Here is a 26,304-nt window from a genome sequence, read left to right on the forward strand (position 1 = left end):
TTAAGTAACGCTTATATAAGTTTTCTAATAGCTCAAAATTCTTACTATCTCGTTCGATATTTTCCTCAATAAATTTTTCAAACATTTTATTCATCCATTCTTGTTATCAAAAATTATTTAAAATTGTTACTGAAAAACACCTAAAATCAGTATATGTTACTAAAAAATAACACACTTCACCCTTAGAACCACAAGGGATTGAAGTACTTTTGTTACCAATGTTACCGCGTGAGACCTTTAGCGCTCCTAATAAAGAATATATATATATTTATTTTTTGTTTATGGTTGTACTTAGTAACAAAAATAACAAAAAGAGTATAAAAAACAACTTTACCCCTTGATACATAAGGTTTTTTACGAGATTTTAAATTTGTTACTTTTAGTAACATTCTCACTATTTTCTTCGTTTTCCAGTAACTTTGATTGCTTATCAGTATTATTTTGGTCTACTAAAGTAACACCTTTGATGTAATACTTATTTCTGTTGCCACGCTCTCTTTTAAAACCCTGCGTTTCCAAAATCCGATAAAATGCCCTATTTTTTAATTGATGCTCACCATTTCTAAAACACCAATTCGCATACGTTTCATATAATTGTTTTGCTTCCATTTGAACGTCATCTCTTTTAAAACAACACTCAAACATAAATGGACCAAGTATATCCATTTCTTCTTTGTAATCACCTGTGGCTTTCCTAACAATCGCCGTATCATTTAAACCTGACTGCTGCCACTTCAGACAACCTTCAATCGCCCAATTTAGAATACCCGGCATTTCCAAGCTAAGTTTCTCTGGCAATTTCTTATCTCGTTTTTCCTTTGGTAACTGTAGATTGAATGGAATCAAACGAATACGTCTCCAAATCCCTTCATCTACACCTTTTATGACCGGCTTATGATTTGTTGTAAAAAACACTTTAAATTCGGGTATGAACTCAAAAAATTCTTGCCGTAAGAACCTTGCTAATATAGGCTCACCACCTGTTATTTGCTTGACAAAGGTCTCTGATAATTGTTCACCATCCTCACTTTCAATTGCAGATACAAAACGAGATCCCACCAATCTAGCAATATCATTATTCGCTCCCGTTTCTTTCTTCTTGATAAAAGTATCTGATTTCGCTTGTCTCCCGTATTCACCCATAAGGTCCTTAATAATATTAATAAAGGTTGATTTTCCATTGGAACCTCCGCCAATGAGAAACACCATGATTTGCTCTGTAATTTCTCCAGTAAGAGAATAACCAATTAGTCGTTGCATATAATCCGTCAACTCTTGATTCCCCTGAAAAATTTGTTCTAAAAACTTCAGCCACTCTGGACATTTCGCTTGCCCATCAAATGTAATATTGCTGATTTTTGATAGATATACATCCCGGTTATGTGGACGAAGCTGCCCCGTCTGTAAGTCTACCATTCCATTTGCAACATTGAATAAATATTTATGGCTATCAAAATCTTCACGCGCTCCTGGGACCAATGGCATAAGATCTTTGATACTATTCATTCTTACATTTCTACGCTCACACATACGTGCCCATTTTATTTCCGATTCATCTTCTGATTTAGAAAGACTACGGAGAACTTTTGCTGTAATTCTTTCAATTTCTTTCTTCGTATCCACTCTCCATCGTTTTCCATCCCATATATACCAACCGATATCATGAACGAATTTAATTACATGGCCGTATTCGTAAGCAATACGTTCCGCATTTCCAAGTTCCGTTAGTTTAAATTTCCTTTTTAGTTTGTCTTCCACAACTTCAGCTACATCTTCACTTATAAAATCAAATGAAAATTCATCGAATGGTTGCTTATAATCTAGAATTGTGGAAGAAGTAGATGAAATAGCCGTTGCTATCGTTCTTTCCCCATATGTTTCGTTTGTATCTCTGAAATGGATAACGTCCCATTTATCACGTATTAAGCTCGTCTCACGAAACATGGAATCCATTCGTGTTGCTGATTTCCCTGTCCAAAATGCTAAATGGTTACATAGAGAAAGGTCACTTGCCGAATGATCTTTATTAATTAGGCTTCCATTGTATAATGAGCGAATTTCATCGCCATTTTTACTACGGAACATTTTCTCCCATAAAGCATCATTTGAAATTTTGATTTCATCTTTTTCAAATTCTGCTAAATTCACGCGACCTTGTATGTCACTATCATCGAAATACTGTTCAAACACTTCTGCTAATTCATCCGTACGATCATACACATCATTAGAATTTTCTCGATTTCCAGTGAATGTGAAGAATCGTCCGTATGAGTAAATTTCTAAACCGTGTTTTGTATTCTTCCTTCCAGTACCTAAAACAGATTGTGGAAGGTTCCCTTTGATAATGATGTGGATACCTTTTCCTGATGGTGAAAACTCTGTATAACTGTCTAATGTATCGATAATTTCTGTTGCAAAAGTATTTGTTTTTCCGGCCACAACACACTTATCAATGTCTATTCCTATATAGTTATCCTGCCTGCTGAACACGAACCCTATTCCGTCATAATCGCCTTCTAAATAAAACTTGACCGCTGTTGCAAATGTCGACCATGTACGCCTATTATTTGCTTGCGCCATTTCGCCGTTGGCTTGATACGGTATCTTCGTCGGTTTTCCATTTCTCTCTTCTTTGCGCCAAAGCACCCACTGCGGTAAGTTTTTCAGCTCTGTTGGTATCTCATTAAAATTGTATGGATTCTTTTTCATTACAACCTCCGGTTAGCCTTTTAAGATATAAAAAAGAGAAGTCGGTACAAACCAACCTCTCTATGTAGTTATTTAAAACGGTAACATATCATCACCGACTGTTACTGCTGGACCACTTATTATCGGATTTACGTCTGACACATCATAATATTTTGCCTTGGCTACCGTACGTTTTTGTTTTTGACCATCCACAATCTTATCGTACTCTTCATGTTTTACTGTGATTTGTAGATTCTTATTGAGAAGTTGTTTCCCCATATCTTCAGCAGATGCGAAAGCATGATGATTTCCAAAACCACATGCTTTTAATAAAGAATTGACGATTCTAACCGAAACCTCATGTTCGAACGTAAACATGTTATACAGCACTTTTGCTCCTTGATGATGTTGTGTTACATCACTTCGAATTTCAAAATCTATTGATAATTTCTCTTTACCAGCTTGTGTTTTGCCAGCTTCCGCATTTACAATTACCGCTTCATATTTACCTTCAGCAACTAATTCAAAACCTGTATTTACGTTTGTTTCATCAAATTTAAAGAAACTCATTATTTATTTCCCCCTGTTTATTAGTTTGCGGATGACATGATTAATTCTTCTTGTATACAGCCTTTCCGCACATCAAGATGGTTCTTAGCAAAAACACTTTGATTACCTTCTAAAACAAATCCTCTTGTACCATCTGTCTTTTTAACCAATTGACCAACCACATGAACAATTCCCATAATATGATTGACGATTTTATCCCGAATATCTGGAATGAATTGTGTATATTGCTGCCCATCATCATGAATGATATTTCTTGTTGTTTCCCAAGCTGTAAAAATAACATTTGCATCTAATGAGTTAAACGTTTCTACTACCTTTAAAAGATGGTTATCTAGTAAAGCGTAATCCTTTAATTCCGGCATACCACTTTTCGTATTTTCACCTTTTTTAAGTAACCATAACTTTTGGTAATGTGTTAAATTATCAACAAAGATGTTATCGTATTTAGCGATATTTACTTTTGCTAATGCATAAAATTGTAGGATGCTATCATGTGGATTTTCACCATCAATTTTAGCTACATCTACATTTTCATAGCCTTCTAAAACTTGGCTTGTCCCATCAATATCCAAGACTAATGTTTTACCTGGTAACAATCCAGCAACCGTTGTTTTACCGTTACCTGGCTTTGAATAGATAATGATTTTTGCTTTTTTACTTTTGGTAATGGCAGCACCGTTTGTAATTTCCAATTGATTCACTCCTTCGCCATGCTTTTCAAAACAAAAATAGAAGCTTCCAAATCAAAAATTTTACTTTCCGTGTTCCAAATATTTTGTTCCACAATCGGTTTCTTTTCTATTAGCCTTTCTAACTCTCTTTTATGTTCACTTAACCTTCGTTGTTCCACACTTAATGACTTTTCTAGTTCTTCAATTCCACCATTCAAAACGGCAGCACCTCTTTTTGTTTACTCATTTCATTTGCTTCTATCAACGCCTGCAATCCATATTCATAGGCAATCACCATACAAATGGATTCCGAATCATCACAAAATTTGTATCGATCAATTAGACGCCTTAAAATGGATATCTCACTTTCAATCTTTTGTTGTAAGTTCATTTCATTCACCTGCTATCTTTTGGGTAGAATGTACAACAACGTATTCCTTAACGCATTCTGTTGAATTGTGTATACAATCACCTTCAAAATCCAAGTACTCTTCACCGCAGTAGATTTCCTTATTGCAACTCGCACAATGCCCCATAACATTCGTTATCGCTGAATCATTTGGATTTCCTATAATCATTGGATTTTCAATTATGATCGTTCACTCCTTTACATGAATTCATTTCATGATATAATGACCTCAACATGTGTTTTTATTAGGCCGTCAGCCCCAACTGGCGGTTTCTCCTTTTATACAGCTCGAAAACATTCAACATTTTGTTCTGCAATTAAGTAATTCGTTAGATTCCCTTCAAGTACAGCATCCTGGCCAAACATAAAATACTTATCATCTTGCTGAATTTCACAACCATAGAAATCTTCAATTGGATGATCAGGTTCTTTAGTGGATCCCTTTCCACCAATGTCTTCCACAAATATTGCATCGATATTACTCAAACTAATGTGGAATGGTACTGTCGGAGTTGCACCTTCATATTCAATTCCTGATAAAAAACCAAAGCTATTTTTAAATGTTTTAAATTGTTCTACTGTAAAACTTGTTTTAACTCCTGATTTAAAAACTAGTGTTACCTCCTTCAATTAATTCACCTCCCTCGATTTGAAACCTTACGGTTCATGTCACTAAACTTACAATTCACTCGCATATATACGCACATTATTTTTCGCACTTGAGTTTTCCTTGCGAATAATGCTACTCTCATGAGAACTCACCTTACTTTAGATAAATCATTGCTTATTCTTGTACACTAAGAAAAATTTCTTATTGAAAATCCCTTATCTTTTAGGAATTTTTGTTCTCTCGTGAAAATAATCTACCGCAACCCTCCCTGATACCGTAATATACCCTTTTTCTTTTAATTCATCGTTAAGCTGTTTAATAATTTTCCTTGCTTTCGTTTCCTTGATATTTAAAAAATCCATGACATGTTCACATCTATACACAACCATCATTTAAACCTCCTCCCATTCTGAATTCCAGCTAGTTACGAAACGAAACATACGTAGAGAAAAAAATTCTAACCACCTCATTGGGCTCTATGTTTAATTCTTTTACAATTTTATTAACTTCTTCTGTATCGAACACAGAGTAACCATTAATCTTATCGTTCAATGTAGTTGGACTTATTCCTATTACCTTTGCTAACTCTCTGTAACTAGAATTACATTCTCTTATCTTTCCTTTTAAATAGTTTAATTCTGGATATCTTCGTGTTTTATTCATATATCACACCCCTATTCAATACATTTTGCAACCGTTGGTTGCGTTTCGTAACACAAACTTAGAATACACCTGAAAAAAATGCATGTCAATACGTTTCGTAACATTTTCGTTATCTATACCCCTAACGTTATTGCGTTTTGTAACAAACTTGTTTATACTATCGAATAAGGAGGTCGATTTTTCAAATGGCTCAAAAACAAATTTTAGACAAACAGATATTTCCCATTCGATTGAAAAAAATTATGGAAGAACATGACCAAACAATTTATACAATTGCAGAAAAGATTAACCTTTCTGCCGCTACAGTATCCCGATATTGCAGTGGTAAAATGGCTCCCAAAATTACCACTGTAGAAGTTATTGCTAAACAATTTAATATAAATCCCGCTTGGTTAATGGGCTATGATGTAAAAAAACGAATAAAAGACACTCAACCCGAGCGGAAATATTATGAAATAACCGAAAAAGATAAAAAAGACATTGCTAAACAATTAGAAAAAATGTTAGATGGTTTAGAAGATGGAACAGATGGTTTTGCCGCCTTTGACGGCGAACCACTCGATGAAGCTACAAAAATGGTACTAAAAGATTCACTCGAGCGTTCAATGCTTTTAGCAAGAGAAATAGCTAAGAAAAAATTCACTCCCAAGAAGTATAGAGATCCAGGGAGGAACTAAATTGAATAACAATATAAAAAAACAGGTACAAGATTTAATAAAAGAACATGGAACAAACAATCCATTCAAAATAGCTAAACATAGAAACATTGAGTTAATATTCGAAGACCTACAACATATTTATGGATACTATCTTTACTGCAGGCGTGTGCAGATTATCCATATCAATTGCACTCTAAAAGAGTTTATCCAAAAATATGTATGTGCCCACGAATTAGGACACGCTGTCAGACACACTGATGATAATACAGCTTTTCTGAGCCAGAATACACTTTTTTCTACCGATAAATTTGAAATAGAAGCAAACACTTTTGCTGTTGAATTGCTGTTACCAGATGATGAAATTTACCATTATCTGCATTCTGGATATTCTATTGAACAAATTGCATGCCTTTACGGTATACCTAAGCAATTCATACAATTTAAAACCTTCAATTTTTAAGCGAAATAAAAGGAGATATACAACCATGCCTATCTATAAAGATAATGAACGAGGAACGTACTACGTGAAAATTGTTTATCGTGATTATGAAGGGAATAAAAAACAGAAGAAAAAGCGCGGTTTCAAGAAAAAGAGTGATGCCGTTTCTTGGGAAAAAGAGTTTCATAAAAAATATAATGAAAGTAGTGATATGAGCTTTTCCAGCCTTGTAGAATTATATATGGAAGATATAGTTCATCGTATCAGACCTAATACTCTTGAAAATAAAAAATATCTCATCAGCTCCAAAATATTGCCTTTTTTCTCTAAACTTGCTATAAATGAAATTAAACCAATGCATATCCGTAAATGGCAAAACAACTTAATTTCTCAAGGGCTCAGTCCAACGTATTTAAAAACCATTAACAATCAATTAAATGCGATATTAAATTTTGCGGTTAAATTTTATGGTCTATCTATCAATCCATCTCGTATAGTAGGCACTATCGGAAAAAAGCAAGCTGATTCCATGGATTTTTGGACTTTGAAAGATTTTTTTCAATTTTATGACCACTTAGAAAAAGAAGAAAGTAAAGTGATGTTCTCTATATTGTTTTGGACAGGTATTCGATCTGGAGAGTTGTTAGGGCTACAATGGAAAGATATTGACGCTCAAAAAAACACAGTATCCATTACCAAATCACTCCAACGAGTACGCGGTGAGATTATTTTAAATCCCCCGAAAACACCGAAGAGCAATAGAGTCATTCATATACCAGCATCCCTTAGCAAATTGATATCCACCTATAAAACAAAACTATATCAACCCAAGCCTACTGCCCATCTATTCACTTGTTCAAAATATTATGTACTATACGAACTAAGGAGAGGTATTCAAAAAGCAAATGTAAAAAAGATACGTGTTCATGATTTAAGACATTCACACGCATCTCTTCTAATCGAATTAGGATATAGCCCATTATTGATATCGGAAAGATTAGGTCATGAAAAAATCGAGACGACACTGCAAGTTTATTCACATCTGTATCCAAACAAGCATGATGCTGTCGCAAAGACGCTAAATAACTTAATGGAACAAAAAAGTTCCATATGAGTACCACACTTCTAAAAACACCGTTTAAAAGCGTGGTACTTCAACGTACATAGCTATTTATTCATTTATTCCCACTCAATAGTTGCTGGTGGCTTACTCGTTACATCATACACGATACGGTTAACGTGTTTCACTTCGTTTACGATACGAACAGAGATTTTCTCTAGTACGTCCCAAGGGATACGTGCCCAGTCAGCTGTCATACCGTCAATAGATGTTACTGCACGGATACCTACTGTGTAATCGTAAGTACGCTCGTCACCCATAACACCTACGCTACGCATACCAGGAAGTGCAGTGAAGTATTGCCAAATTTCACGGTCTAATCCCGCTTTAATAATTTCTTCACGTAAAATCGCATCAGATTCACGAACGATTTCTAATTTCTCTTCTGTGATTTCACCTAATACACGAATACCAAGACCAGGACCTGGGAATGGTTGACGCCATACGATTTCATCAGGAATTCCTAGTTCAGATCCTAATACACGTACTTCATCTTTAAATAATGTATTTAAAGGCTCAATTAATTTGAACTGCATGTCTTCTGGAAGTCCACCCACGTTATGGTGAGATTTAATTGTTTGTGCCGTTGCTGTACCACTTTCAACGATATCTGTGTAAAGTGTACCTTGTGCTAAGAAGTCCATACCTTGTAATTTAGATGCTTCATCATCAAATACGTAAATGAATTCGTTACCGATGATTTTACGTTTTTGTTCTGGATCTTCTACACCTTTTAACTTATTCATGAAGCGTTCTTGTGCATCCACTTTAATAACGTTCATATGGAAGCCTTCGCTAAATGTTTTCATAACGCCTTCTGCTTCACCTTTACGAAGTAAACCGTGGTCAACGAAAATACATGTTAACTGATCGCCGATTGCTTTATGAATTAATACTGCTACAACAGAAGAGTCTACGCCGCCACTAAGTGCACATAGTACTTTTTTGTCTCCAACAGTTTCACGAATCTTTTCTAATTCTACTTCGATAAAGTTCTCCATGTTCCATCCTTCAGAACAACCACATACGCCGAATACGAAGTTTTTAATTAAATCGTTACCGTGCTCAGAGTGACGTACTTCTGGGTGGAATTGTACACCGTATAAGTTTTTCGCTTCATTGCTCATACCAGCAATTGGGCAAGACTCACTTGTTGCGTCTACTACGAATCCTTCAGGTAAACCAGTTACTAAGTCGCCATGGCTCATCCATACAACTTGCTCTTCTGGAAGGTTCGCATATAATTTTGATTCGTTCTCTACTTTAAGAACAGCTTTTCCGTACTCACGGTGGTTGGCACGCTCTACTTTACCACCGAAGTGTTGTGTCATAAGCTGCATACCGTAACAGATACCGAAGATCGGTAAACCTAGTTCGAAGATTTTTTCATCACAATGTAATGCACCTTCACCGTATACGCTATTTGGTCCACCAGAGAAAATAATCCCTTTTGGATTCATTGCTTTAATTTCTTCTGCAGTAATTGTATGTGGATGAAGTTCACTGTATACACCGAACTCACGAATTCGACGTGCTATTAACTGATTGTATTGACTTCCAAAATCTAAAACGATAATTGTATCGTGTTGCTTCTTCAAAATAATCACCCCAACGTTAGTTCTCGTATATAAATATTTTCACCAATTTGGCGAAAAGCATTACTAATATAATAAAAAAAGCCAGTCCTCCGCCTCTAGTCTCATAACAAAGAAAAGGCAGGGGTCTGGCTTTATAAAGAAAGATAGTCTCCGCTCTTTATAAATATAAGACACACTGCCTTCATAGTCAGGTTGTTTACGGTAACCCAGTAGAGACTCTCAAACCATATCATTGAGGATATATGAAGGATCGTTTTATATTATCTTCCTAGATTCTAACAATGAAGTATCTATATGGTCAAGAGAGAAAGCGACAAAATTCTACAGAAATTCATTTCCTTTTCTAAAAAACATAAAAAAACATCCATTTCTATATAGAAATGGATGTTTTTTAGGGCAAACGGAATTACATCATTCCGCCCATACCGCCCATGCCCATGCCGCCCATGTCAGGCATTGCTGGTGCATTTGGTTCTGGCTTGTCAGCTACTACAGCTTCAGTTGTTAAGAACATAGCTGCAACAGATGCTGCGTTTTGAAGTGCAGAACGAGTTACTTTAGCTGGATCTACGATACCAGACTCAAGCATGTTAACCCATTCGCCAGTAGCTGCATTGAAACCAACGCCTACTTTTTCGCCTTTTAGACGCTCTACAACTACAGATCCTTCTAGACCAGCGTTGATTGCGATTTGACGAACTGGCTCTTCTAGTGCGCGAAGTACGATGTTGATACCTGTTGCTTCGTCGCCTTCAGCTACGATAGAAGCTACTTTCGTGTATACGTTCATAAGTGAAGTACCACCACCTGCAACGATACCTTCTTCTACTGCTGCACGAGTTGAGTTAAGTGCATCTTCAATGCGAAGTTTGCGCTCTTTTAACTCAGTTTCAGTTGCTGCACCTACTTTAATTACCGCTACGCCACCTGCTAGTTTAGCAAGACGCTCTTGTAATTTTTCACGATCGAATTCAGAAGTTGTTTCTTCTAATTGCGCACGGATTTGACCGATACGAGCTGCGATTTGCTCTGTATTTCCAATACCTTCAACTACAGTTGTGTTTTCTTTTGTAACAACAACTTTACCAGCGCGTCCTAAAGATTCAACTGTAGCAGATTTTAAGTCACGACCTAATTCTTCAGTGATTACTTCGCCACCAGTTAAGATTGCGATATCTTCTAGCATTGCTTTACGACGGTCACCAAATCCAGGAGCTTTAACAGCTACTACGTTGAATGTACCACGAAGTTTGTTCACTACTAATGTAGCTAAAGCTTCGCCTTCTACATCTTCAGCAATGATAAGAAGTGGTTTACCTTGTTGTACCACTTGCTCTAATACTGGTAAGATTTCTTGGATGTTAGAAATCTTTTTGTCAGTAATTAAGATGTATGGGTTATCAAGAACTGCTTCCATTTTGTCAGAATCAGTAATCATGTAAGGAGATGCATATCCACGATCAAATTGCATACCTTCTACTACGTCTAATTCTGTTGTGAATCCTTTAGACTCTTCTAAAGTAATAACGCCATCGTTACCAACGCGCTCCATTGCTTCAGCGATTAATTGACCTACTTCTTCGTCAGCTGCAGAAATAGCAGCTACTTGCGCGATAGAAGATTTGCCTTCGATTGGTTTAGAAATCGTTTTTAATTCTTCAATTGCAGCAGTAACAGCTTTTTCGATACCTTTACGAAGACCCATTGGGTTAGCACCAGCTGTTACGTTTTTAAGACCTTCACGAATCATAGCTTGCGCTAATACAGTTGCAGTTGTTGTTCCGTCACCAGCTACATCATTTGTTTTGCTAGCAACTTCTGCTACTAATTTCGCACCCATGTTTTCGAATGCATCTTCTAATTCGATTTCTTTTGCGATTGTTACACCATCATTTGTAATAAGTGGTGAACCGAATTTTTTCTCAAGTACAACGTTACGACCTTTTGGTCCAAGCGTTACTTTTACTGCGTTTGCAAGAGTGTCGACACCGCGAAGCATCGAACGACGTGCTTCTTCACTAAATTTAATATCTTTTGCCATAATAATTGACCCCCTTGGATTTTTTTAAGATTTATATAATTAACCGATAACTGCTAAAATGTCACTTTCACGTAAAATCAAGTAGTCTGTACCTTCATATTTCACTTCAGTACCTGCATATTTTGAGAAGATGATAAGATCACCTGCTGCTACCTCTAAAGCAACACGCTCACCATTTTCAAGCACTCGACCAGTACCTACTGCAACAACTTTACCCTCTTGTGGTTTTTCTTTTGCAGTGTCTGGTAATACAATACCACTTGCTGTTTTTTCTTCTGCTTGAACAAGCTCAATTACAACGCGATCACCTAATGGCTTTAGCATGAACAATAACCTCCTCATTTTGTTATGTAAATTTTATTTATTAGCACTCAAGTCACCCGAGTGCTAACACACTTATAATAATAAATAATCTCAATTTCTTTTGCAAGTAAAAAAATCATAATTTTTTCGCAAATTACTATATAAACTTTCTATATAGAATACTGCCTCTACTATATGAATCGTTGTTTCCCCTACTCGTATGTTACAATATGAAAGACACCCTAAGTTGTTTTCGCTAAACGTACAACTTTTTCCTGTCTCCTACTTTAATTTAAAATACGTATTTACAAAAAAATCATAATTCGAATGAAAGTTTATATCGTAGATAACATATTTACATGTTATCCTACCTCATCTCATACACTAGAGTTAGAAAGGATGGTTAAACCATTTGAAGAAACAATACTGGTGGATTATCGTTACATACATTTTAATGCAATTATCTGGCGCTGTTGGATTACCACTTCTCCTAAAAACAGGACTCTATGATAATAGAGGATTTACCATTGAGGAAAAAGGACAAATCATAATGGGACACTGGGCAATTATTAGCTTCTTTGTTGCATTATGTATCGTACTTTGGTTACTTAGAACAGATATTCGCGACAGACATTTAGATGCAACGCGCTCTTCTGTTCCAGCTACAATTGGGTGGATTTTCATCGGATTATTCTTAGCTTTCTTTTCACAAATAGTTGCCGGTATGATCGAGATGCAGCTACTAGGAATTAAACAAGGTTCAGAAAATACAATGAAACTGATGGAAATTGCACGAACTACTCCTTGGTTCCTTATTGTTGTATCTATAATCGGACCTATCTTAGAAGAAATCGTATTTAGAAAAATTCTATTCGGTGCACTTTATAAGAAGTTCAACTTCTTTATTGCAGCTATCATTAGTTCACTTGTATTCGCAGCAATTCATTTTGATTTTACTCACTTATTGGTATACACTGCTATGGGGCTCGTATTCGCCTTCTTATATGTGAAGACGAAGCGCATTATCGTTCCTATTGCAGCTCATGTTGCGATGAATACATTAGTCGCTATTGGGCAAATTTTTATGAGCAATGAGCAAATTCAAGAAATGATTAAAGAAGCTGAAAAAATGCAAGGATTTATCGGAGGATTTTTTGTATGAGAAACTCACCATTGTTCATGGCCGCATTATACTTCCTTCTTGGATGTATCTTTACACGCTTCGCCATTACGAACGTGACAGATACAATCTGGAATGTGTGGACAATACTATTTGCAGTTATGGCAACAATTGATTTTAATTTGGCACTTCGCCTTATATTAGTTAAATTCACAAAGAAGAAACAATAATAAAACGCAGAGGTCGCTTCCTCTGCGTTTTATTGTGGATAGTTTTTCAAAAAGTAAACTAATGTTTGTAACTCTACAGCTAAATCAATATGATGAATTCTAATATTCTCTGATACGTTTAATCGTGCTGGTGTGAAATTCAAAATACCGTGCACGCTCGTTTCAGCTAATCTATCTGCTACAGCTTGTGCTACTGTAGCCGGTACTGTTAATATTGCCACTTGTATATCATTTGATAATCTCTCTTCTAATTCATCTAAATGATATACAGGAATGCCCCCGATTTCTGTTCCAACTTTCTCTTCACTAACATCAAATGCCATTTCAATTTTTGTATTATTGTTTTTCGTGAAATTATAATGTAAGAAAGCGGTCCCTAAATTACCTACTCCAATAAGTGCTACACGCGTTATATCATCTTGATCAAGTGTTTCGCGGAAAAATGATAATAAATAATTTACGTTATATCCATATCCCTTTTTCCCTAATGCTCCAAAATACGAAAAATCTCTTCGTATTGTTGCGGAATCTACTTTTACCGCTTCACTCAATTCGGCCGATGAAACACGCTGCTTACCAGAAAGAGATAAGTTTTGGATAAATCGATAGTATAGAGGCAATCTTTTAGCAGTGGCTTGTGGAATCTTTTGCTGATCCATATGACCTCTCCTCTCTTCCTATCTTTATTCATATACTTTAATCAAATACAGAAGTTTAGCACTCATTAAATTCCTTGTATAATAAAGAGAAGAAGTATTCTCTCTTTATTTTAAACTATACACTATTTTTAGTATGATTGAGAAATATAAACATGGCAAAGTTAAGAAATTATTTGAGGTGAGAACATTGATTTTATTACAAGTAAATGGACTTTCGAAATTATACGGTGCAGAAACAATTCTTGCAAACATAAAATTGGAAGTACAAACAAAAGATCGTATCGCATTAGTTGGAAGGAATGGAGCTGGAAAATCTACATTATTAAAAATTATCGCTGGTGAGTTATCACATGATGGTGGCGAAATTATAAAACCGAAAGATGTCTCAATCGGGTATTTAGCTCAAAATACTGGCCTAGAAACGTCTTTAACAATTTGGGATGAAATGCTAACCGTCTTTACCCACTTACGGCAAATGGAGACAAAACTTCGAAAGCTTGAGCAAGAAATGGGAAAAGAAGAAAACTTTTCAAACGAAGCTATATATGAAAGATTGTTAGCTGATTATGACCAATTGCAACTCAATTATAAAGATCAAGGTGGATATCAATACGAAGCGGATATTCGCTCCATTTTAAGCGGCCTTGGCTTCCCAGTTGAAACACACCAGACGACGATCTCTACTTTAAGTGGCGGGCAAAAAACAAGATTAGCTCTCGGGAAATTATTATTAACAAAACCAGACTTACTTATTTTGGACGAGCCTACAAACCATTTAGACATTGAAACATTAACATGGCTTGAGCAATATTTACAAGGTTATCCTGGCGCAATATTAATCGTTTCCCATGACCGTTATTTCTTAGACAAACTCGTTACACAAGTATATGAAATTTCGAATAAAGAAAGCAGACGATTTGTTGGTAACTACAGTAAATATTTAGACTTAAAATCAGCATTATATGATCAAGAAATGAAACGTTACGAAAAACAACAAGATGAAATCGCAAAACTTGAGGACTTCGTTCAAAAGAATATAGCTCGCGCTTCTACAACGAAACGTGCTCAAAGTCGCCGTAAACAACTAGACAGAATGGAATTATTAACGAGACCATTAGGGGATTCTAAGTCAGCATCATTCCACTTCGATATTGAAAAGCAAAGTGGAAATGATGTTTTACAAGTAAAAGATGCAACCATCGGCTATGAGGAGGACCCTATAATTGAACACGTAACTATGCGCTTAACTCGCGGAGATAGTGTTGCCTTAGTTGGTCCAAACGGAATTGGGAAATCCACATTATTAAAATCTATTGTGAATAAGTTACCACTATTAAATGGTAATGTTTCTTTCGGATCAAATGTATCTGTTGGCTATTATGACCAAGAACAAGCAAATTTAACATCTTCTAAACGGGTTTTAAATGAACTATGGGATGAATATCCACTGCAACCTGAAAAAGAAATCCGTACTATACTCGGGAATTTTTTATTCACAGGAGATGATGTACTGAAACCAGTATCTTCCCTTAGTGGTGGACAAAAAGCTCGATTAGCTCTTGCGAAACTTATGATGCAAAAGTCAAATTTATTAATTCTGGATGAGCCTACGAACCACCTTGATTTAAATAGTAAAGAGATTTTAGAGAATGCTTTAATTGATTATCCAGGGACTCTTCTATTTGTCTCACATGACCGCTACTTTATTAACCGTGTAACAACGACTGTGGTTGAGTTATCAACAGAAGGCGCACAGGAATATTTAGGGGATTACGATTACTATGTGGAGAAGAAAAATGAAATGATTGAACGTGCAGCATTTGAACAACAAGAACAGCAAGAAAATCAGGCACCTGTTCAAAAAACTGTAGCTCAAGAAAAATTAAATTATCTCGAAGAAAAAGAGCGTAAACAATTAGAACGTCAACGCACTCGAAAAATTGAAGAGCTAGAACAAAATATCGTAAACTTAGAAGAAGAAATTGCTACGTTAGAAGATCAACTTTGCTTACCAGAAATATATGCAGATTATGAAAAAGCTAGTGAAATTACAACTAAAAAACAAACGCTACAAGAACAGCTTGAAACTTGTATGGCAGAGTGGGAAGAGCTGCATGTATAAGAGTATTTAAATAAGGAAGATGTCTCATCAGTCATGATTTTTGACTATGCGACATCTTTTTTCTTTAAGTACATAAATAATTTTTTGGATATATCAATGGTAACTGGGAATATATCAACGATTTTTCAAATACATCTATCGTAACCCTATATACATAAACGATTCGACACGAAATATCGATTTACCGACAAGGATTGACAATATCAGCACCCTCTATAATGGAGGGATATTAAAAAATGTTTTTCGGGGATATCTTCTTGCTTTTTATTTCCCGAAAAACAATACACTCAAAGGTCAGACTTCATCTAGTTTATCCACAAGTTTATACACATATCCACCTTTATAAAATAACTATTAAACCAACTTTTCCACATTACCCACAGCCAACGAAAAAGTTATCAACACTTTATATACACAATAAAACCCACATTATCAACAGATAACATGGGTTTTATCCACAAGCTGTGGTTAATTATGTGCATAACTATGCTTCAATATCTAATCCTGGATTCGCATTTAAGGCTAATGTTGCACGCTTGCCTTGTTCATACGCAATTGTCCCTGCCGCTGCAATCATTGCTGCATTATCTGTGCATAAAGATAGCGGTGGAATAATTAGTTCAATGTTTTCTTTTTGTGCAAATTCTTCTTCTAATCGGGCACGAAGTCCTTTATTAGCAGCTACTCCACCAGCAAGAAGTAATTGCTTTACATTATAAGCTGCTGCTGCACGAGCTGCTTTCGTTACAAGTACATCTATTACACTTTCTTGGAAACTTGCCGCTAAATCTTCTGGTTTAATTTCTATACCACGTTGTTTCGCGTTATGCACAGTGTTGATAACTGCTGATTTCAATCCACTAAAGCTAAAATCATATGAATCCGGTTCTAGCCATGCACGAGGCAAATCAATTGTTGGTTCTCCTTCATGTGCAAGGCGATCAATATGAGGACCACCTGGATATGGCATAGATAACGTACGAGCTACTTTATCATATGCTTCTCCAGCTGCATCATCTCGCGTTTCACCAATTACTTCAAATGAACCATGTTCTTTCATATAAACAAGTTCTGTATGCCCACCAGATACAACAAGTGATAATAGCGGGAATTGCACTTCTTTTACTAAACGGTTCGCATAAATATGACCAGCAATATGATGAACACCGACTAGCGGAATATCATGTGCAAAAGCTACTGCCTTCGCTGCATTTACCCCAATTAGAAGTGCTCCTACTAAACCAGGCCCTTCTGTTACAGCGATTGCATCAATATCATCAAATGTTATGTTTGCTTCTTTTAAAGCTTCTTCTAACACAACTGTAATTTCTTCTACATGATGACGGGATGCAATCTCTGGTACAACGCCGCCAAAACGTTTATGACTTTCAATTTGTGATGCAACGACATTCGCAATAATTTCCGTCCCATTTTTAACAACCGCTACCGCTGTTTCATCACAGCTCGTTTCAATCCCAAGTATAATCGTATTTTTTTCCATTATATATTCACCCACATTACAAGACCATCTTCCTGATTGTCTGCATAGTATCGTTTACGAATTCCACCATTTTGAAATCCATATTTTTTGTATAACTGCTTTGCTACTTCATTTGATACACGTACTTCAAGCGTCATTGTTTTTACCCCTAGTTCTTTCGCTTCTGAAATAACTGCTTTCAATAAGGCATCTCCTAACTTTTGACCTCGGTATTCTGGCAAAATAGCTATATTTGTTATATGTGATTCATCAATAATTATCCACAATCCACAATACCCGATTACACGACCATCTTTTTCTAACACAATATAATGTGCATGTTCATTCATCGTTAATTCACGGTGAAAAGCATCTGCAGTCCAAGGAGTTGAAAAAGATACTTCTTCAATAGCTACAATTTGAGCAATATCATCAAGTTCCATCTTTCTAAATATCATATCCATCTTCTGCAAGGCCCCTACTTGTTTTGACTTTCTAACCACTTTGTTTCAGCTTCAGCTAAACGAAGATAGCTCGGAACAAACGTATGCACATCATGTTCTTCTTTTTGTAATCCTAAAAATGCTAGCTCACTTGGTCTTGGATTATTTTTAGTAAAAGGAGCGAATACAGCTTGATCACCTAAATATTCTATAATTGTTTCTTTATGCAATTTAACATCATTACCGATAAATAAAACAGGCTGTCCTTTATCTTTTAACATTTGCAACCAGTCTACAATAAGAATAATTCGGTCTTCTTCTATTGAAGTTAACTGCTCTCCTTCGTATGTATATAATCCAGTATAGATTTGCCCACGCCTTCCATCAAATAAAGGACAAATTAATCCATTAAAGTTAGCACCGTTTGCAGCTACTACCTCTAAACTTGATACACCTACAATTGGTATTTGAAGTGACCAAGCTAATGTTTTTGCCGCTGTCACGCCTATGCGAACACCTGTATATGATCCAGGTCCAGCAGCTACAACGATTTTAGTTAATTCCTTCGGTTTTACACCACATTCTTTTAACAGTTGCTCTACAGCTGGCATAAGACGTACAGAATGGTTTTTCGTCAAATTTGTAATGATTTCCCCAATCACGTTTCCTTCCTCAATAAGGGATACACCCATTACGTAATTTGAAGTATCAATTGCTAGTACTTTCATCTTGTAATAGCTCCTCACATAATCTAATATAGCGATCTCCAATTGGCTCGAGTATAATTTTTCTTGTGTCATCTCCCGCATGGAATAAACTAATTTGTAACTTTTCATTCGGTAAATATGCTTCTATTAAATGAGCCCATTCCACTACCGTAATTCCTTCACCGTAGAAATACTCATCAAAGCCTAAGTCCTCTTCGCTTTCTGCTAAGCGATACACGTCCATATGATATAGCGGTAATCTTCCTTTATATTCTTTAATAATATTAAAGGTAGGACTATTTACAACTCTTTTCACTCCAAGACCTTTTGCTAGTCCCTTTGTAAAAGTCGTCTTACCAGCTCCAAGATCTCCTTCTAAAATAATTACATCTTGTGCCTCTACGAGTTCACCTAGTTTTTCTGATAATCTTTGTGTTTCCTCAGAAGATTTTGTTGTTACTTCATATTTACTCACAGACTTCACCTACTTTACTCACAATGTTCTCTGCTCTTTATTATACAGGTTTTGAATATATAAAAAAGTCCTTAGGAGTTGTCCTAAGGATAGTTTGACTGTCTTTATTAGTTTTTTGTTAAAACAAATAAAAAAATACGAAACAACTTGTTTCGTTCTTTTCTTTATATAAAATGGCGGTCCCGACCGGGGTCGAACCGGCGATCTCCTGCGTGACAGGCAGGCATGTTAACCACTACACCACGGGACCATTTGGTTGCGGGGACAGGATTTGAACCTGCGACCTTCGGGTTATGAGCCCGACGAGCTACCGTACTGCTCCACCCCGCGATGATATAAATAGCTTGGCGACGTCCTACTCTCACAGGGACAAGGTCCCAACTACCATCGGCGCTAGAGAGCTTAACTTCCGTGTTCGGTATGGGAACGGGTGTGACCTCTCTGCCATCATCACCAAACTATGAAGGCATATTCCTTCAAAACTAGATAACATTGCTACATATTATATGGTTAAGTCCTCGATCTATTAGTATTCGTCAGCTCCACATGTCACCATGCTTCCACCTCGAACCTATCAACCTGATCATCTTTCAGGGATCTTACTAGCTTACGCTATGGGAAATCTCATCTTGAGGGGGGCTTCATGCTTAGATGCTTTCAGCACTTATCCCTTCCGCACATAGCTACCCAGCTATGCCCTTGGCAGAACAACTGGTACACCAGCGGTGCGTCCATCCCGGTCCTCTCGTACTAAGGACAGCTCCTCTCAAATTTCCTACGCCCACGACGGATAGGGACCGAACTGTCTCACGACGTTCTGAACCCAGCTCGCGTACCGCTTTAATGGGCGAACAGCCCAACCCTTGGGACCGACTACAGCCCCAGGATGCGATGAGCCGACATCGAGGTGCCAAACCTCCCCGTCGATGTGGACTCTTGGGGGAGATAAGCCTGTTATCCCCGGGGTAGCTTTTATCCGTTGAGCGATGGCCCTTCCATGCGGAACCACCGGATCACTAAGCCCGACTTTCGTCCCTGCTCGACTTGTAGGTCTCGCAGTCAAGCTCCCTTATGCCTTTGCACTCTACGAATGATTTCCAACCATTCTGAGGGAACCTTTGGGCGCCTCCGTTACACTTTAGGAGGCGACCGCCCCAGTCAAACTGCCCACCTGACACTGTCTCCCGGGTCGATAAGACCCGTAGGTTAGAATTTCAATACAGTCAGGGCGGTATCCCACCAGCGCCTCCACCGAAGCTAGCGCTCCGGTTTCAATGGCTCCCGCCTATCCTGTACAAACTGTACCAAAATTCAATATCAGGCTACAGTAAAGCTCCACGGGGTCTTTCCGTCCTGTCGCGGGTAACCTGCATCTTCACAGGTACTATAATTTCACCGAGTCTCTGGTTGAGACAGTGCCCAAATCGTTACACCTTTCGTGCGGGTCGGAACTTACCCGACAAGGAATTTCGCTACCTTAGGACCGTTATAGTTACGGCCGCCGTTTACTGGGGCTTCAGTTCAGAGCTTCGCTTACGCTAACCCCTCTCCTTAACCTTCCAGCACCGGGCAGGTGTCACCCCCTATACTTCGCCTTACGGCTTCGCAGAGAGCTGTGTTTTTGCTAAACAGTCGCTTGGGCCTATTCACTGCGGCTTTCCGTTAAGAAAGCACCCCTTCTCCCGAAGTTACGGGGTCATTTTGCCGAGTTCCTTAACCAGAGTTCTCTCGCACACCTTAGGATTCTCTCCTCGCCTACCTGTGTCGGTTTGCGGTACAGGCACCTTTTATCTCGCTAGAAGCTTTTCTTGGCAGCGGGGAATCAAAGACTTCGCTCCATAAGGAGCTTCCCCATCACAGCTCAGCCTTCACGATAAGCGGATTTGCCTACTTATCAGCCTAACTGCTTGGACGTGCACAACCAATCGCACGCTTCTTCTATCCTTCTGCGTCCCTCCATTGCTCAAACGATAAAGAGGTGGTACAGGAATATCAACCTGTTGTCCATCGCCTACGCCTGTCGGCCTCGGCTTAGGTCCTGACTAACCCTGAGCGGACGAGCCTTCCTCAGGAAACCTTAGGCATTCGGTGGACGGGATTCTCACCCGTCTTTCGCTACTCATACCGGCATTCTCACTTCTAAGCGCTCCACCAGTCCTTCCGGTCTGACTTCACTGCACTTAGAACGCTCCCCTACCACTGATACCATTGGTATCAATTCGCAGCTTCGGTGGTGTATTTAGCCCCGGTACATTTTCGGCGCAGAGTCACTCGACTAGTGAGCTATTACGCACTCTTTAAATGGTGGCTGCTTCTAAGCCAACATCCTAGTTGTCTAAGCAACTCCACATCCTTTTCCACTTAATACACACTTTGGGACCTTAGCTGGCGATCTGGGCTGTTTCCCTCTTGACTACGGATCTTATCACTCGCAGTCTGACTCCTAAGGATAAGTCATTGGCATTCGGAGTTTGACTGAATTCGGTAATCCGATGAGGACCCCTAGTTCAATCAGTGCTCTACCTCCAAGACTCTTACACTTAAGGCTAGCCCTAAAGCTATTTCGGGGAGAACCAGCTATCTCCAGGTTCGATTGGAATTTCTCCGCTACCCACACCTCATCCCCGCACTTTTCAACGTGCGTGGGTTCGGGCCTCCATTCAGTGTTACCTGAACTTCACCCTGGACATGGGTAGATCACCTGGTTTCGGGTCTACGACCACGTACTAAACGCCCTATTCAGACTCGCTTTCGCTGCGGCTCCGCCTCTTCAGCTTAACCTCGCACGGGATCGTAACTCGCCGGTTCATTCTACAAAAGGCACGCCATCACCCATTAACGGGCTCTGACTATTTGTAGGCACACGGTTTCAGGATCTCTTTCACTCCCCTTCCGGGGTGCTTTTCACCTTTCCCTCACGGTACTGGTTCACTATCGATCACTAGGGAGTATTTAGCCTTGGGAGATGGTCCTCCCAGATTCCGACGGAATTTCACGTGTTCCGCCGTACTCAGGATACATTCAAGAGAGAACGAAGTTTCGACTACGGGGTTGTTACCCTCTACGACGGACCTTTCCAGGTCGCTTCGTCTACCTCGTTCCTTTGTAACTCCGTATAGAATGTCCTACAACCCCAAGAGGCAAGCCTCTTGGTTTGGGCTATGTTCCGTTTCGCTCGCCGCTACTCAGGAAATCGCATTTGCTTTCTCTTCCTCCAGGTACTTAGATGTTTCAGTTCCCTGGGTCTGTCTTCCATACCCTATGTATTCAGGTAAGGATACCATACCATTACGTATAGTGGGTTTCCCCATTCGGAAATCTTCGGATCAAAGCTTACTTACAGCTCCCCGAAGCATATCGGCGTTAGTCCCGTCCTTCATCGACTCCTAGTGTCAAGGCATCCACCGTGCGCCCTTTCTAACTTAACCAAACTAAAATTAAAAAAATATGAGCTACACTGTTATCTAGTTTTCAAAGAACATACATTTATATATGAGAGATAGTTCTCTCAAAACTGAACAAAACGAAACACGGAAACTTATATTGATGAACAGCGTTCATCAATTCTCCATAGAAAGGAGGTGATCCAGCCGCACCTTCCGATACGGCTACCTTGTTACGACTTCACCCCAATCATCTGTCCCACCTTAGGCGGCTGGCTCCAAAAAGGTTACCCCACCGACTTCGGGTGTTACAAACTCTCGTGGTGTGACGGGCGGTGTGTACAAGGCCCGGGAACGTATTCACCGCGGCATGCTGATCCGCGATTACTAGCGATTCCAGCTTCATGTAGGCGAGTTGCAGCCTACAATCCGAACTGAGAACGGTTTTATGAGATTAGCTCCACCTCGCGGTCTTGCAGCTCTTTGTACCGTCCATTGTAGCACGTGTGTAGCCCAGGTCATAAGGGGCATGATGATTTGACGTCATCCCCACCTTCCTCCGGTTTGTCACCGGCAGTCACCTTAGAGTGCCCAACTTAATGATGGCAACTAAGATCAAGGGTTGCGCTCGTTGCGGGACTTAACCCAACATCTCACGACACGAGCTGACGACAACCATGCACCACCTGTCACTCTGCTCCCGAAGGAGAAGCCCTATCTCTAGGGTTTTCAGAGGATGTCAAGACCTGGTAAGGTTCTTCGCGTTGCTTCGAATTAAACCACATGCTCCACCGCTTGTGCGGGCCCCCGTCAATTCCTTTGAGTTTCAGCCTTGCGGCCGTACTCCCCAGGCGGAGTGCTTAATGCGTTAACTTCAGCACTAAAGGGCGGAAACCCTCTAACACTTAGCACTCATCGTTTACGGCGTGGACTACCAGGGTATCTAATCCTGTTTGCTCCCCACGCTTTCGCGCCTCAGTGTCAGTTACAGACCAGAAAGTCGCCTTCGCCACTGGTGTTCCTCCATATCTCTACGCATTTCACCGCTACACATGGAATTCCACTTTCCTCTTCTGCACTCAAGTCTCCCAGTTTCCAATGACCCTCCACGGTTGAGCCGTGGGCTTTCACATCAGACTTAAGAAACCACCTGCGCGCGCTTTACGCCCAATAATTCCGGATAACGCTTGCCACCTACGTATTACCGCGGCTGCTGGCACGTAGTTAGCCGTGGCTTTCTGGTTAGGTACCGTCAAGGTGCCAGCTTATTCAACTAGCACTTGTTCTTCCCTAACAACAGAGTTTTACGACCCGAAAGCCTTCATCACTCACGCGGCGTTGCTCCGTCAGACTTTCGTCCATTGCGGAAGATTCCCTACTGCTGCCTCCCGTAGGAGTCTGGGCCGTGTCTCAGTCCCAGTGTGGCCGATCACCCTCTCAGGTCGGCTACGCATCGTTGCCTTGGTGAGCCGTTACCTCACCAACTAGCTAATGCGACGCGGGTCCATCCATAAGTGACAGCCGAAGCCGCCTTTCAATTTCGAACCATGCAGTTCAAAATGTTATCCGGTATTAGCCCCGGTTTCCCGGAGTTATCCCAGTCTTATGGGCAGGTTACCCACGTGTTACTCACCCGTCCGCCGCTAACTTCTTGAGAGCAAGCTCTCAATCCATTCGCTCGACTTGCATGTATTAGGCACGCCGCCAGCGTTCATCCTGAGCCAGGATCAAACTCTCCAATAAAGTTAGTTTGTCTAGCATCTAAAAATAAAAATTGACGTTTCACGTTGTTTGTTTCGTTCAGTTTTCAAAGAACTAAAAGCGGGTGAAGAGAATCGAACTCTCGACCAGAGCTTGGAAGGCTCTTGTTTTACCACTAAACTACACCCGCGTGGTCGGGAAGACAGGATTCGAACCTGCGACCCCCTGGTCCCAAACCAGGTGCTCTACCAAGCTGAGCCACTTCCCGTAATTGGCGCGCCCGAGAGGAGTCGAACCCCTAACCTCTTGATCCGTAGTCAAACGCTCTATCCAATTGAGCTACGGGCGCTTATTCATGATGTTTTTTCGTCGTTGTATTTTGGCGACTCAATTATCTTATCATACTACATTTTCAAATGCAAGTACTTTTTTAAGATTTTTTTGATGCGGCCGAGAGGACTTGAACCTCCACGGGGTTTCCCCCACTAGGCCCTCAACCTAGCGCGTCTGCCGTTCCGCCACGACCGCGCGGAAAAAACAAAAAAGTGAGCCATGAAGGATTCGAACCTTCGACCCTCTGATTAAAAGTCAGATGCTCTACCAACTGAGCTAATGGCTCGTAAATGGCTGGGCTAGCTGGATTCGAACCAGCGCATGACGGAGTCAAAGTCCGTTGCCTTACCGCTTGGCTATAGCCCACTGAAAAAATATCTTATTTTCAAAGACAAATGTTATCGTACCATAATGTCCAATAAAAAACAACTGCCAATTAGCAGAAGTTAAAATGGCGGTCCCGACCGGGGTCGAACCGGCGATCTCCTGCGTGACAGGCAGGCATGTTAACCACTACACCACGGGACCATTTGGTTGCGGGGACAGGATTTGAACCTGCGACCTTCGGGTTATGAGCCCGACGAGCTACCGTACTGCTCCACCCCGCGATGATACTATTCATATAAAATTCATATGGTGGAGGATGACGGGATCGAACCGCCGACCCCCTGCTTGTAAGGCAGGTGCTCTCCCAGCTGAGCTAATCCTCCGAAGTGGTGACCCGTACGGGATTCGAACCCGTGTTACCGCCGTGAAAGGGCGGTGTCTTAACCACTTGACCAACGGGCCAATATGTATGGCAGAGAAGAAGGGATTCGAACCCTCGCACCGCGTTAGCGATCTACTCCCTTAGCAGGGGAGCCCCTTGAGCCACTTGGGTACTTCTCTGTATGGCTCCGCAGGTAGGACTCGAACCTACGACCGATCGGTTAACAGCCGATAGCTCTACCACTGAGCTACTGCGGAATAATGAAGACAATTTGTATCTTATAAAATTTCTTTCTGTAAGTCAAGAAGTTTTTAACAACATCTTGTTCAAACGTGACATGTTTATAATATACTGGATTGCGTTTTTACTGTCAAGATGTTTTCGATATCGGTTTGAGTTTCCCTTTACACTTTCCGCAGACATATCTTTTTGTATTTATTTGACGCCTTCTTACATATTGAAGTAAACACTCCATACATTCATACTTATAAATCTTTTTTTCCTTCTCTTCATTAATCATTCGTTTACAAAAACGAGGTGCATCAACTTTCTTTAACAACTCACGAAAATCTCTGTCCCTGTGCTTATACCCTCTTCCTGTAATATGCAAGTGATAATGACACAGTTCATGTTTGATGATTCCGATTAATTCCTCCTTACCATACATTTCGTAATATCGATAATTCAGTTCAACATTGTGACTCTTCAACAGATAACGCCCGCCAGTTGTACGCAACCTACTATTGAACTTTACTTTATGTAAAAATGGCATTCCGAAGTATTGTAGCGATACTTCTTCCACTAGCCGTTGAATTTCTTTCTCGTCCATTCTCATTCCTCCTAAACAAAAAAATATTTTTACACTTTTCACGCTTCTTATACATATATTAAATAGTACATATACCCATCCTCATTCAAGACGCGTGGTTTCTAAAAACACAACATGAATAGAAATCCACTCACCAACCTCTCATTAATAGTACTTTAGATTTTTGAGAGTAGGATTAAACAAGGAGGGATTCCTATGCCTACGTGGCTAAAAAAACAGATGCAACGTGCATATTTCGAAAAAAACCGGTATCAAATTAAATTGCTAAATGAATGCTGGTTTTATTATAGCAAAATACATCAAAACTCATGATCCATTACACTTTTTATTCTATAAAAAAAG

Annotated in this window: 24 protein-coding genes, 14 tRNA genes, 3 rRNA genes and 1 riboswitch; of the genes, 7 read left to right on the plus strand and 34 right to left on the minus strand. The window is 39.4% G+C overall.

What is annotated here, in order from left to right:
* Positions 1–354: 354 nt before the first annotated feature.
* The 8 genes from MHI28_RS16525 to MHI28_RS16565 form a co-directional block, all read right to left on the minus strand.
* Positions 355–2,709 (minus strand): phage/plasmid primase, P4 family, encoded by a 2,355-nt coding sequence (locus MHI28_RS16525; protein WP_340828099.1) that lies wholly within the window; start codon positions 2,707–2,709, stop codon positions 355–357.
* Between the two features lie 72 nt (positions 2,710–2,781).
* Positions 2,782–3,258 carry a DUF669 domain-containing protein gene (locus MHI28_RS16530; protein ID WP_340828100.1) on the minus strand — a complete coding sequence of 159 codons (477 nt, stop codon included), beginning with the start codon at positions 3,256–3,258 and terminating at the stop codon, positions 2,782–2,784.
* Positions 3,259–3,278: 20 nt separating this feature from the next.
* Positions 3,279–3,950 (minus strand): AAA family ATPase, encoded by a 672-nt coding sequence (locus MHI28_RS16535; protein WP_340828009.1) that lies wholly within the window; start codon positions 3,948–3,950, stop codon positions 3,279–3,281.
* Between the two features lie 5 nt (positions 3,951–3,955).
* Complete coding sequence (locus MHI28_RS16540; protein WP_023521063.1) at positions 3,956–4,147, minus strand: hypothetical protein; 192 nt, start codon at positions 4,145–4,147, stop codon at positions 3,956–3,958.
* Complete coding sequence (locus MHI28_RS16545) at positions 4,144–4,320, minus strand: hypothetical protein (protein ID WP_176116668.1); 177 nt, start codon at positions 4,318–4,320, stop codon at positions 4,144–4,146. Before MHI28_RS16545 ends, MHI28_RS16540 begins: the two co-directional genes overlap by 4 nt.
* A 297-nt stretch (positions 4,321–4,617) precedes the next feature.
* Positions 4,618–4,968 (minus strand): YqaI family protein, encoded by a 351-nt coding sequence (locus tag MHI28_RS16555; protein WP_197235317.1) that lies wholly within the window; start codon positions 4,966–4,968, stop codon positions 4,618–4,620.
* Between the two features lie 195 nt (positions 4,969–5,163).
* A complete protein-coding gene (locus MHI28_RS16560; RefSeq protein ID WP_197235321.1) occupies positions 5,164–5,340 on the minus strand; it encodes a hypothetical protein in 177 nt (58 codons plus the stop codon).
* Between the two features lie 28 nt (positions 5,341–5,368).
* Positions 5,369–5,611, minus strand: a complete 243-nt coding sequence (locus tag MHI28_RS16565) for a helix-turn-helix domain-containing protein (RefSeq protein WP_242069958.1) — start codon at positions 5,609–5,611, stop codon at positions 5,369–5,371.
* 185 nt (positions 5,612–5,796) lie between these two features.
* Between MHI28_RS16565 and MHI28_RS16570 the strand changes: the two genes are divergently transcribed.
* The 3 genes from MHI28_RS16570 (at position 5,797) to MHI28_RS16580 (ending at position 7,823) form a co-directional block, all read left to right on the plus strand.
* Positions 5,797–6,288, plus strand: a complete 492-nt coding sequence (locus MHI28_RS16570) for a helix-turn-helix domain-containing protein (RefSeq protein WP_197235318.1) — start codon at positions 5,797–5,799, stop codon at positions 6,286–6,288.
* A 1-nt stretch (position 6,289) separates the two neighbouring features.
* Positions 6,290–6,730 carry an ImmA/IrrE family metallo-endopeptidase gene (locus tag MHI28_RS16575; RefSeq protein WP_197235319.1) on the plus strand — a complete coding sequence of 147 codons (441 nt, stop codon included), beginning with the start codon at positions 6,290–6,292 and terminating at the stop codon, positions 6,728–6,730.
* Positions 6,731–6,794: 64 nt separating this feature from the next.
* A complete protein-coding gene (locus MHI28_RS16580) occupies positions 6,795–7,823 on the plus strand; it encodes a tyrosine-type recombinase/integrase (protein ID WP_340828101.1) in 1,029 nt (342 codons plus the stop codon).
* A 65-nt stretch (positions 7,824–7,888) separates the two neighbouring features.
* On the opposite strand, the gene guaA is transcribed toward MHI28_RS16580, so the two are convergent.
* From guaA to groES, 3 genes are all read right to left on the minus strand, one after another.
* Positions 7,889–9,427, minus strand: a complete 1,539-nt coding sequence (gene guaA / locus MHI28_RS16585; protein WP_000743908.1) for a glutamine-hydrolyzing GMP synthase — start codon at positions 9,425–9,427, stop codon at positions 7,889–7,891.
* Positions 9,428–9,591: 164 nt separating this feature from the next.
* A riboswitch (purine riboswitch) is annotated at positions 9,592–9,693 on the minus strand.
* 140 nt (positions 9,694–9,833) lie between these two features.
* Positions 9,834–11,468 carry a chaperonin GroEL gene (gene groL / locus MHI28_RS16590; RefSeq protein WP_001029992.1) on the minus strand — a complete coding sequence of 545 codons (1,635 nt, stop codon included), beginning with the start codon at positions 11,466–11,468 and terminating at the stop codon, positions 9,834–9,836.
* A 39-nt stretch (positions 11,469–11,507) separates the two neighbouring features.
* Positions 11,508–11,792, minus strand: a complete 285-nt coding sequence (gene groES / locus MHI28_RS16595; protein WP_000917311.1) for a co-chaperone GroES — start codon at positions 11,790–11,792, stop codon at positions 11,508–11,510.
* Positions 11,793–12,183: 391 nt separating this feature from the next.
* On the opposite strand from groES, the gene MHI28_RS16600 reads away from it, so the two are divergent.
* Positions 12,184–12,933, plus strand: coding sequence for a CPBP family intramembrane glutamic endopeptidase (locus MHI28_RS16600; RefSeq protein WP_000745315.1), 750 nt, complete (start codon positions 12,184–12,186; stop codon positions 12,931–12,933).
* Positions 12,930–13,121: a YdiK family protein gene (locus tag MHI28_RS16605; RefSeq protein ID WP_001246204.1), complete on the plus strand. Its 192-nt coding sequence runs from the start codon at positions 12,930–12,932 to the stop codon at positions 13,119–13,121. The genes MHI28_RS16600 and MHI28_RS16605 overlap by 4 nt, the downstream gene beginning before the upstream one ends.
* 29 nt (positions 13,122–13,150) lie before the next feature.
* Here the strand turns inward: MHI28_RS16605 and MHI28_RS16610 are convergent, their stop codons facing one another.
* The gene (locus tag MHI28_RS16610) at positions 13,151–13,780 is read right to left on the minus strand and encodes a redox-sensing transcriptional repressor Rex (RefSeq protein ID WP_000372699.1); all 630 of its coding nucleotides are present in this window, start codon (positions 13,778–13,780) and stop codon (positions 13,151–13,153) included.
* Between the two features lie 187 nt (positions 13,781–13,967).
* Here MHI28_RS16610 and MHI28_RS16615 point away from each other — a divergent pair, with 187 nt between their 5' ends.
* Positions 13,968–15,902 (plus strand): ABC-F family ATP-binding cassette domain-containing protein, encoded by a 1,935-nt coding sequence (locus MHI28_RS16615; RefSeq protein WP_000602181.1) that lies wholly within the window; start codon positions 13,968–13,970, stop codon positions 15,900–15,902.
* A 484-nt stretch (positions 15,903–16,386) separates the two neighbouring features.
* Here the strand turns inward: MHI28_RS16615 and tsaD are convergent, their stop codons facing one another.
* The 22 genes from tsaD to MHI28_RS16725 all read right to left on the minus strand — a co-directional run bounded on the left by tsaD (position 16,387) and on the right by MHI28_RS16725 (position 25,962).
* Entirely contained in the window at positions 16,387–17,403 is a 1,017-nt protein-coding gene (tsaD, locus tag MHI28_RS16620) for a tRNA (adenosine(37)-N6)-threonylcarbamoyltransferase complex transferase subunit TsaD (protein WP_000414592.1), read from the minus strand.
* Positions 17,403–17,846 carry a ribosomal protein S18-alanine N-acetyltransferase gene (gene rimI, locus MHI28_RS16625; protein ID WP_000367207.1) on the minus strand — a complete coding sequence of 148 codons (444 nt, stop codon included), beginning with the start codon at positions 17,844–17,846 and terminating at the stop codon, positions 17,403–17,405. Before rimI ends, tsaD begins: the two co-directional genes overlap by 1 nt.
* A 14-nt stretch (positions 17,847–17,860) precedes the next feature.
* Positions 17,861–18,553, minus strand: coding sequence for a tRNA (adenosine(37)-N6)-threonylcarbamoyltransferase complex dimerization subunit type 1 TsaB (gene tsaB, locus MHI28_RS16630; protein WP_000865772.1), 693 nt, complete (start codon positions 18,551–18,553; stop codon positions 17,861–17,863).
* Positions 18,534–19,007, minus strand: coding sequence for a tRNA (adenosine(37)-N6)-threonylcarbamoyltransferase complex ATPase subunit type 1 TsaE (tsaE, locus tag MHI28_RS16635; RefSeq protein WP_000049642.1), 474 nt, complete (start codon positions 19,005–19,007; stop codon positions 18,534–18,536). Before tsaE ends, tsaB begins: the two co-directional genes overlap by 20 nt.
* Before the next feature lie 174 nt (positions 19,008–19,181).
* Positions 19,182–19,257: transfer RNA gene (locus MHI28_RS16640), tRNA-Asp, on the minus strand.
* Positions 19,258–19,260: 3 nt separating this feature from the next.
* Positions 19,261–19,337 (minus strand) — tRNA-Met (locus MHI28_RS16645).
* Between the two features lie 12 nt (positions 19,338–19,349).
* Positions 19,350–19,465, minus strand: a 5S ribosomal RNA gene (rrf, locus tag MHI28_RS16650).
* A gap of 48 nt (positions 19,466–19,513) precedes the next feature.
* A 23S ribosomal RNA gene (locus MHI28_RS16655) occupies positions 19,514–22,435 on the minus strand.
* A 146-nt stretch (positions 22,436–22,581) separates the two neighbouring features.
* A 16S ribosomal RNA gene (locus MHI28_RS16660) occupies positions 22,582–24,133 on the minus strand.
* The 16S, 23S and 5S rRNA genes sit together here with 14 tRNA genes alongside, the layout of an rRNA operon.
* A gap of 77 nt (positions 24,134–24,210) precedes the next feature.
* A tRNA-Gly gene (locus tag MHI28_RS16665) sits at positions 24,211–24,281 on the minus strand.
* 1 nt (position 24,282) lies between these two features.
* Positions 24,283–24,359, minus strand: a tRNA-Pro gene (locus MHI28_RS16670).
* Between the two features lie 4 nt (positions 24,360–24,363).
* Positions 24,364–24,440 (minus strand) — tRNA-Arg (locus MHI28_RS16675).
* 96 nt (positions 24,441–24,536) lie between these two features.
* Positions 24,537–24,619, minus strand: a tRNA-Leu gene (locus MHI28_RS16680).
* An 18-nt stretch (positions 24,620–24,637) separates the two neighbouring features.
* Positions 24,638–24,710, minus strand: a tRNA-Lys gene (locus tag MHI28_RS16685).
* Between the two features lie 5 nt (positions 24,711–24,715).
* A tRNA-Gln gene (locus MHI28_RS16690) sits at positions 24,716–24,790 on the minus strand.
* 86 nt (positions 24,791–24,876) lie between these two features.
* Positions 24,877–24,952 (minus strand) — tRNA-Asp (locus MHI28_RS16695).
* Positions 24,953–24,955: 3 nt separating this feature from the next.
* A tRNA-Met gene (locus MHI28_RS16700) sits at positions 24,956–25,032 on the minus strand.
* 26 nt (positions 25,033–25,058) lie between these two features.
* Positions 25,059–25,134, minus strand: a tRNA-Val gene (locus MHI28_RS16705).
* Positions 25,135–25,138: 4 nt separating this feature from the next.
* Positions 25,139–25,213: transfer RNA gene (locus MHI28_RS16710), tRNA-Glu, on the minus strand.
* An 8-nt stretch (positions 25,214–25,221) separates the two neighbouring features.
* Positions 25,222–25,312, minus strand: a tRNA-Ser gene (locus MHI28_RS16715).
* A 3-nt stretch (positions 25,313–25,315) separates the two neighbouring features.
* Positions 25,316–25,390, minus strand: a tRNA-Asn gene (locus MHI28_RS16720).
* A 113-nt stretch (positions 25,391–25,503) separates the two neighbouring features.
* Positions 25,504–25,962, minus strand: a complete 459-nt coding sequence (locus tag MHI28_RS16725; RefSeq protein ID WP_000343552.1) for a SprT family protein — start codon at positions 25,960–25,962, stop codon at positions 25,504–25,506.
* A gap of 195 nt (positions 25,963–26,157) precedes the next feature.
* Here MHI28_RS16725 and cmpA point away from each other — a divergent pair, with 195 nt between their 5' ends.
* Positions 26,158–26,274, plus strand: coding sequence for a cortex morphogenetic protein CmpA (gene cmpA, locus MHI28_RS16730; RefSeq protein ID WP_001143640.1), 117 nt, complete (start codon positions 26,158–26,160; stop codon positions 26,272–26,274).
* Positions 26,275–26,304: the final 30 nt, after the last annotated feature.

It is taken from the genome of Bacillus sp. FSL K6-0268 (assembly GCF_038005425.1).
GTDB classification, from domain to species: Bacteria; Bacillota; Bacilli; order Bacillales; family Bacillaceae_G; genus Bacillus_A; species Bacillus_A thuringiensis_S.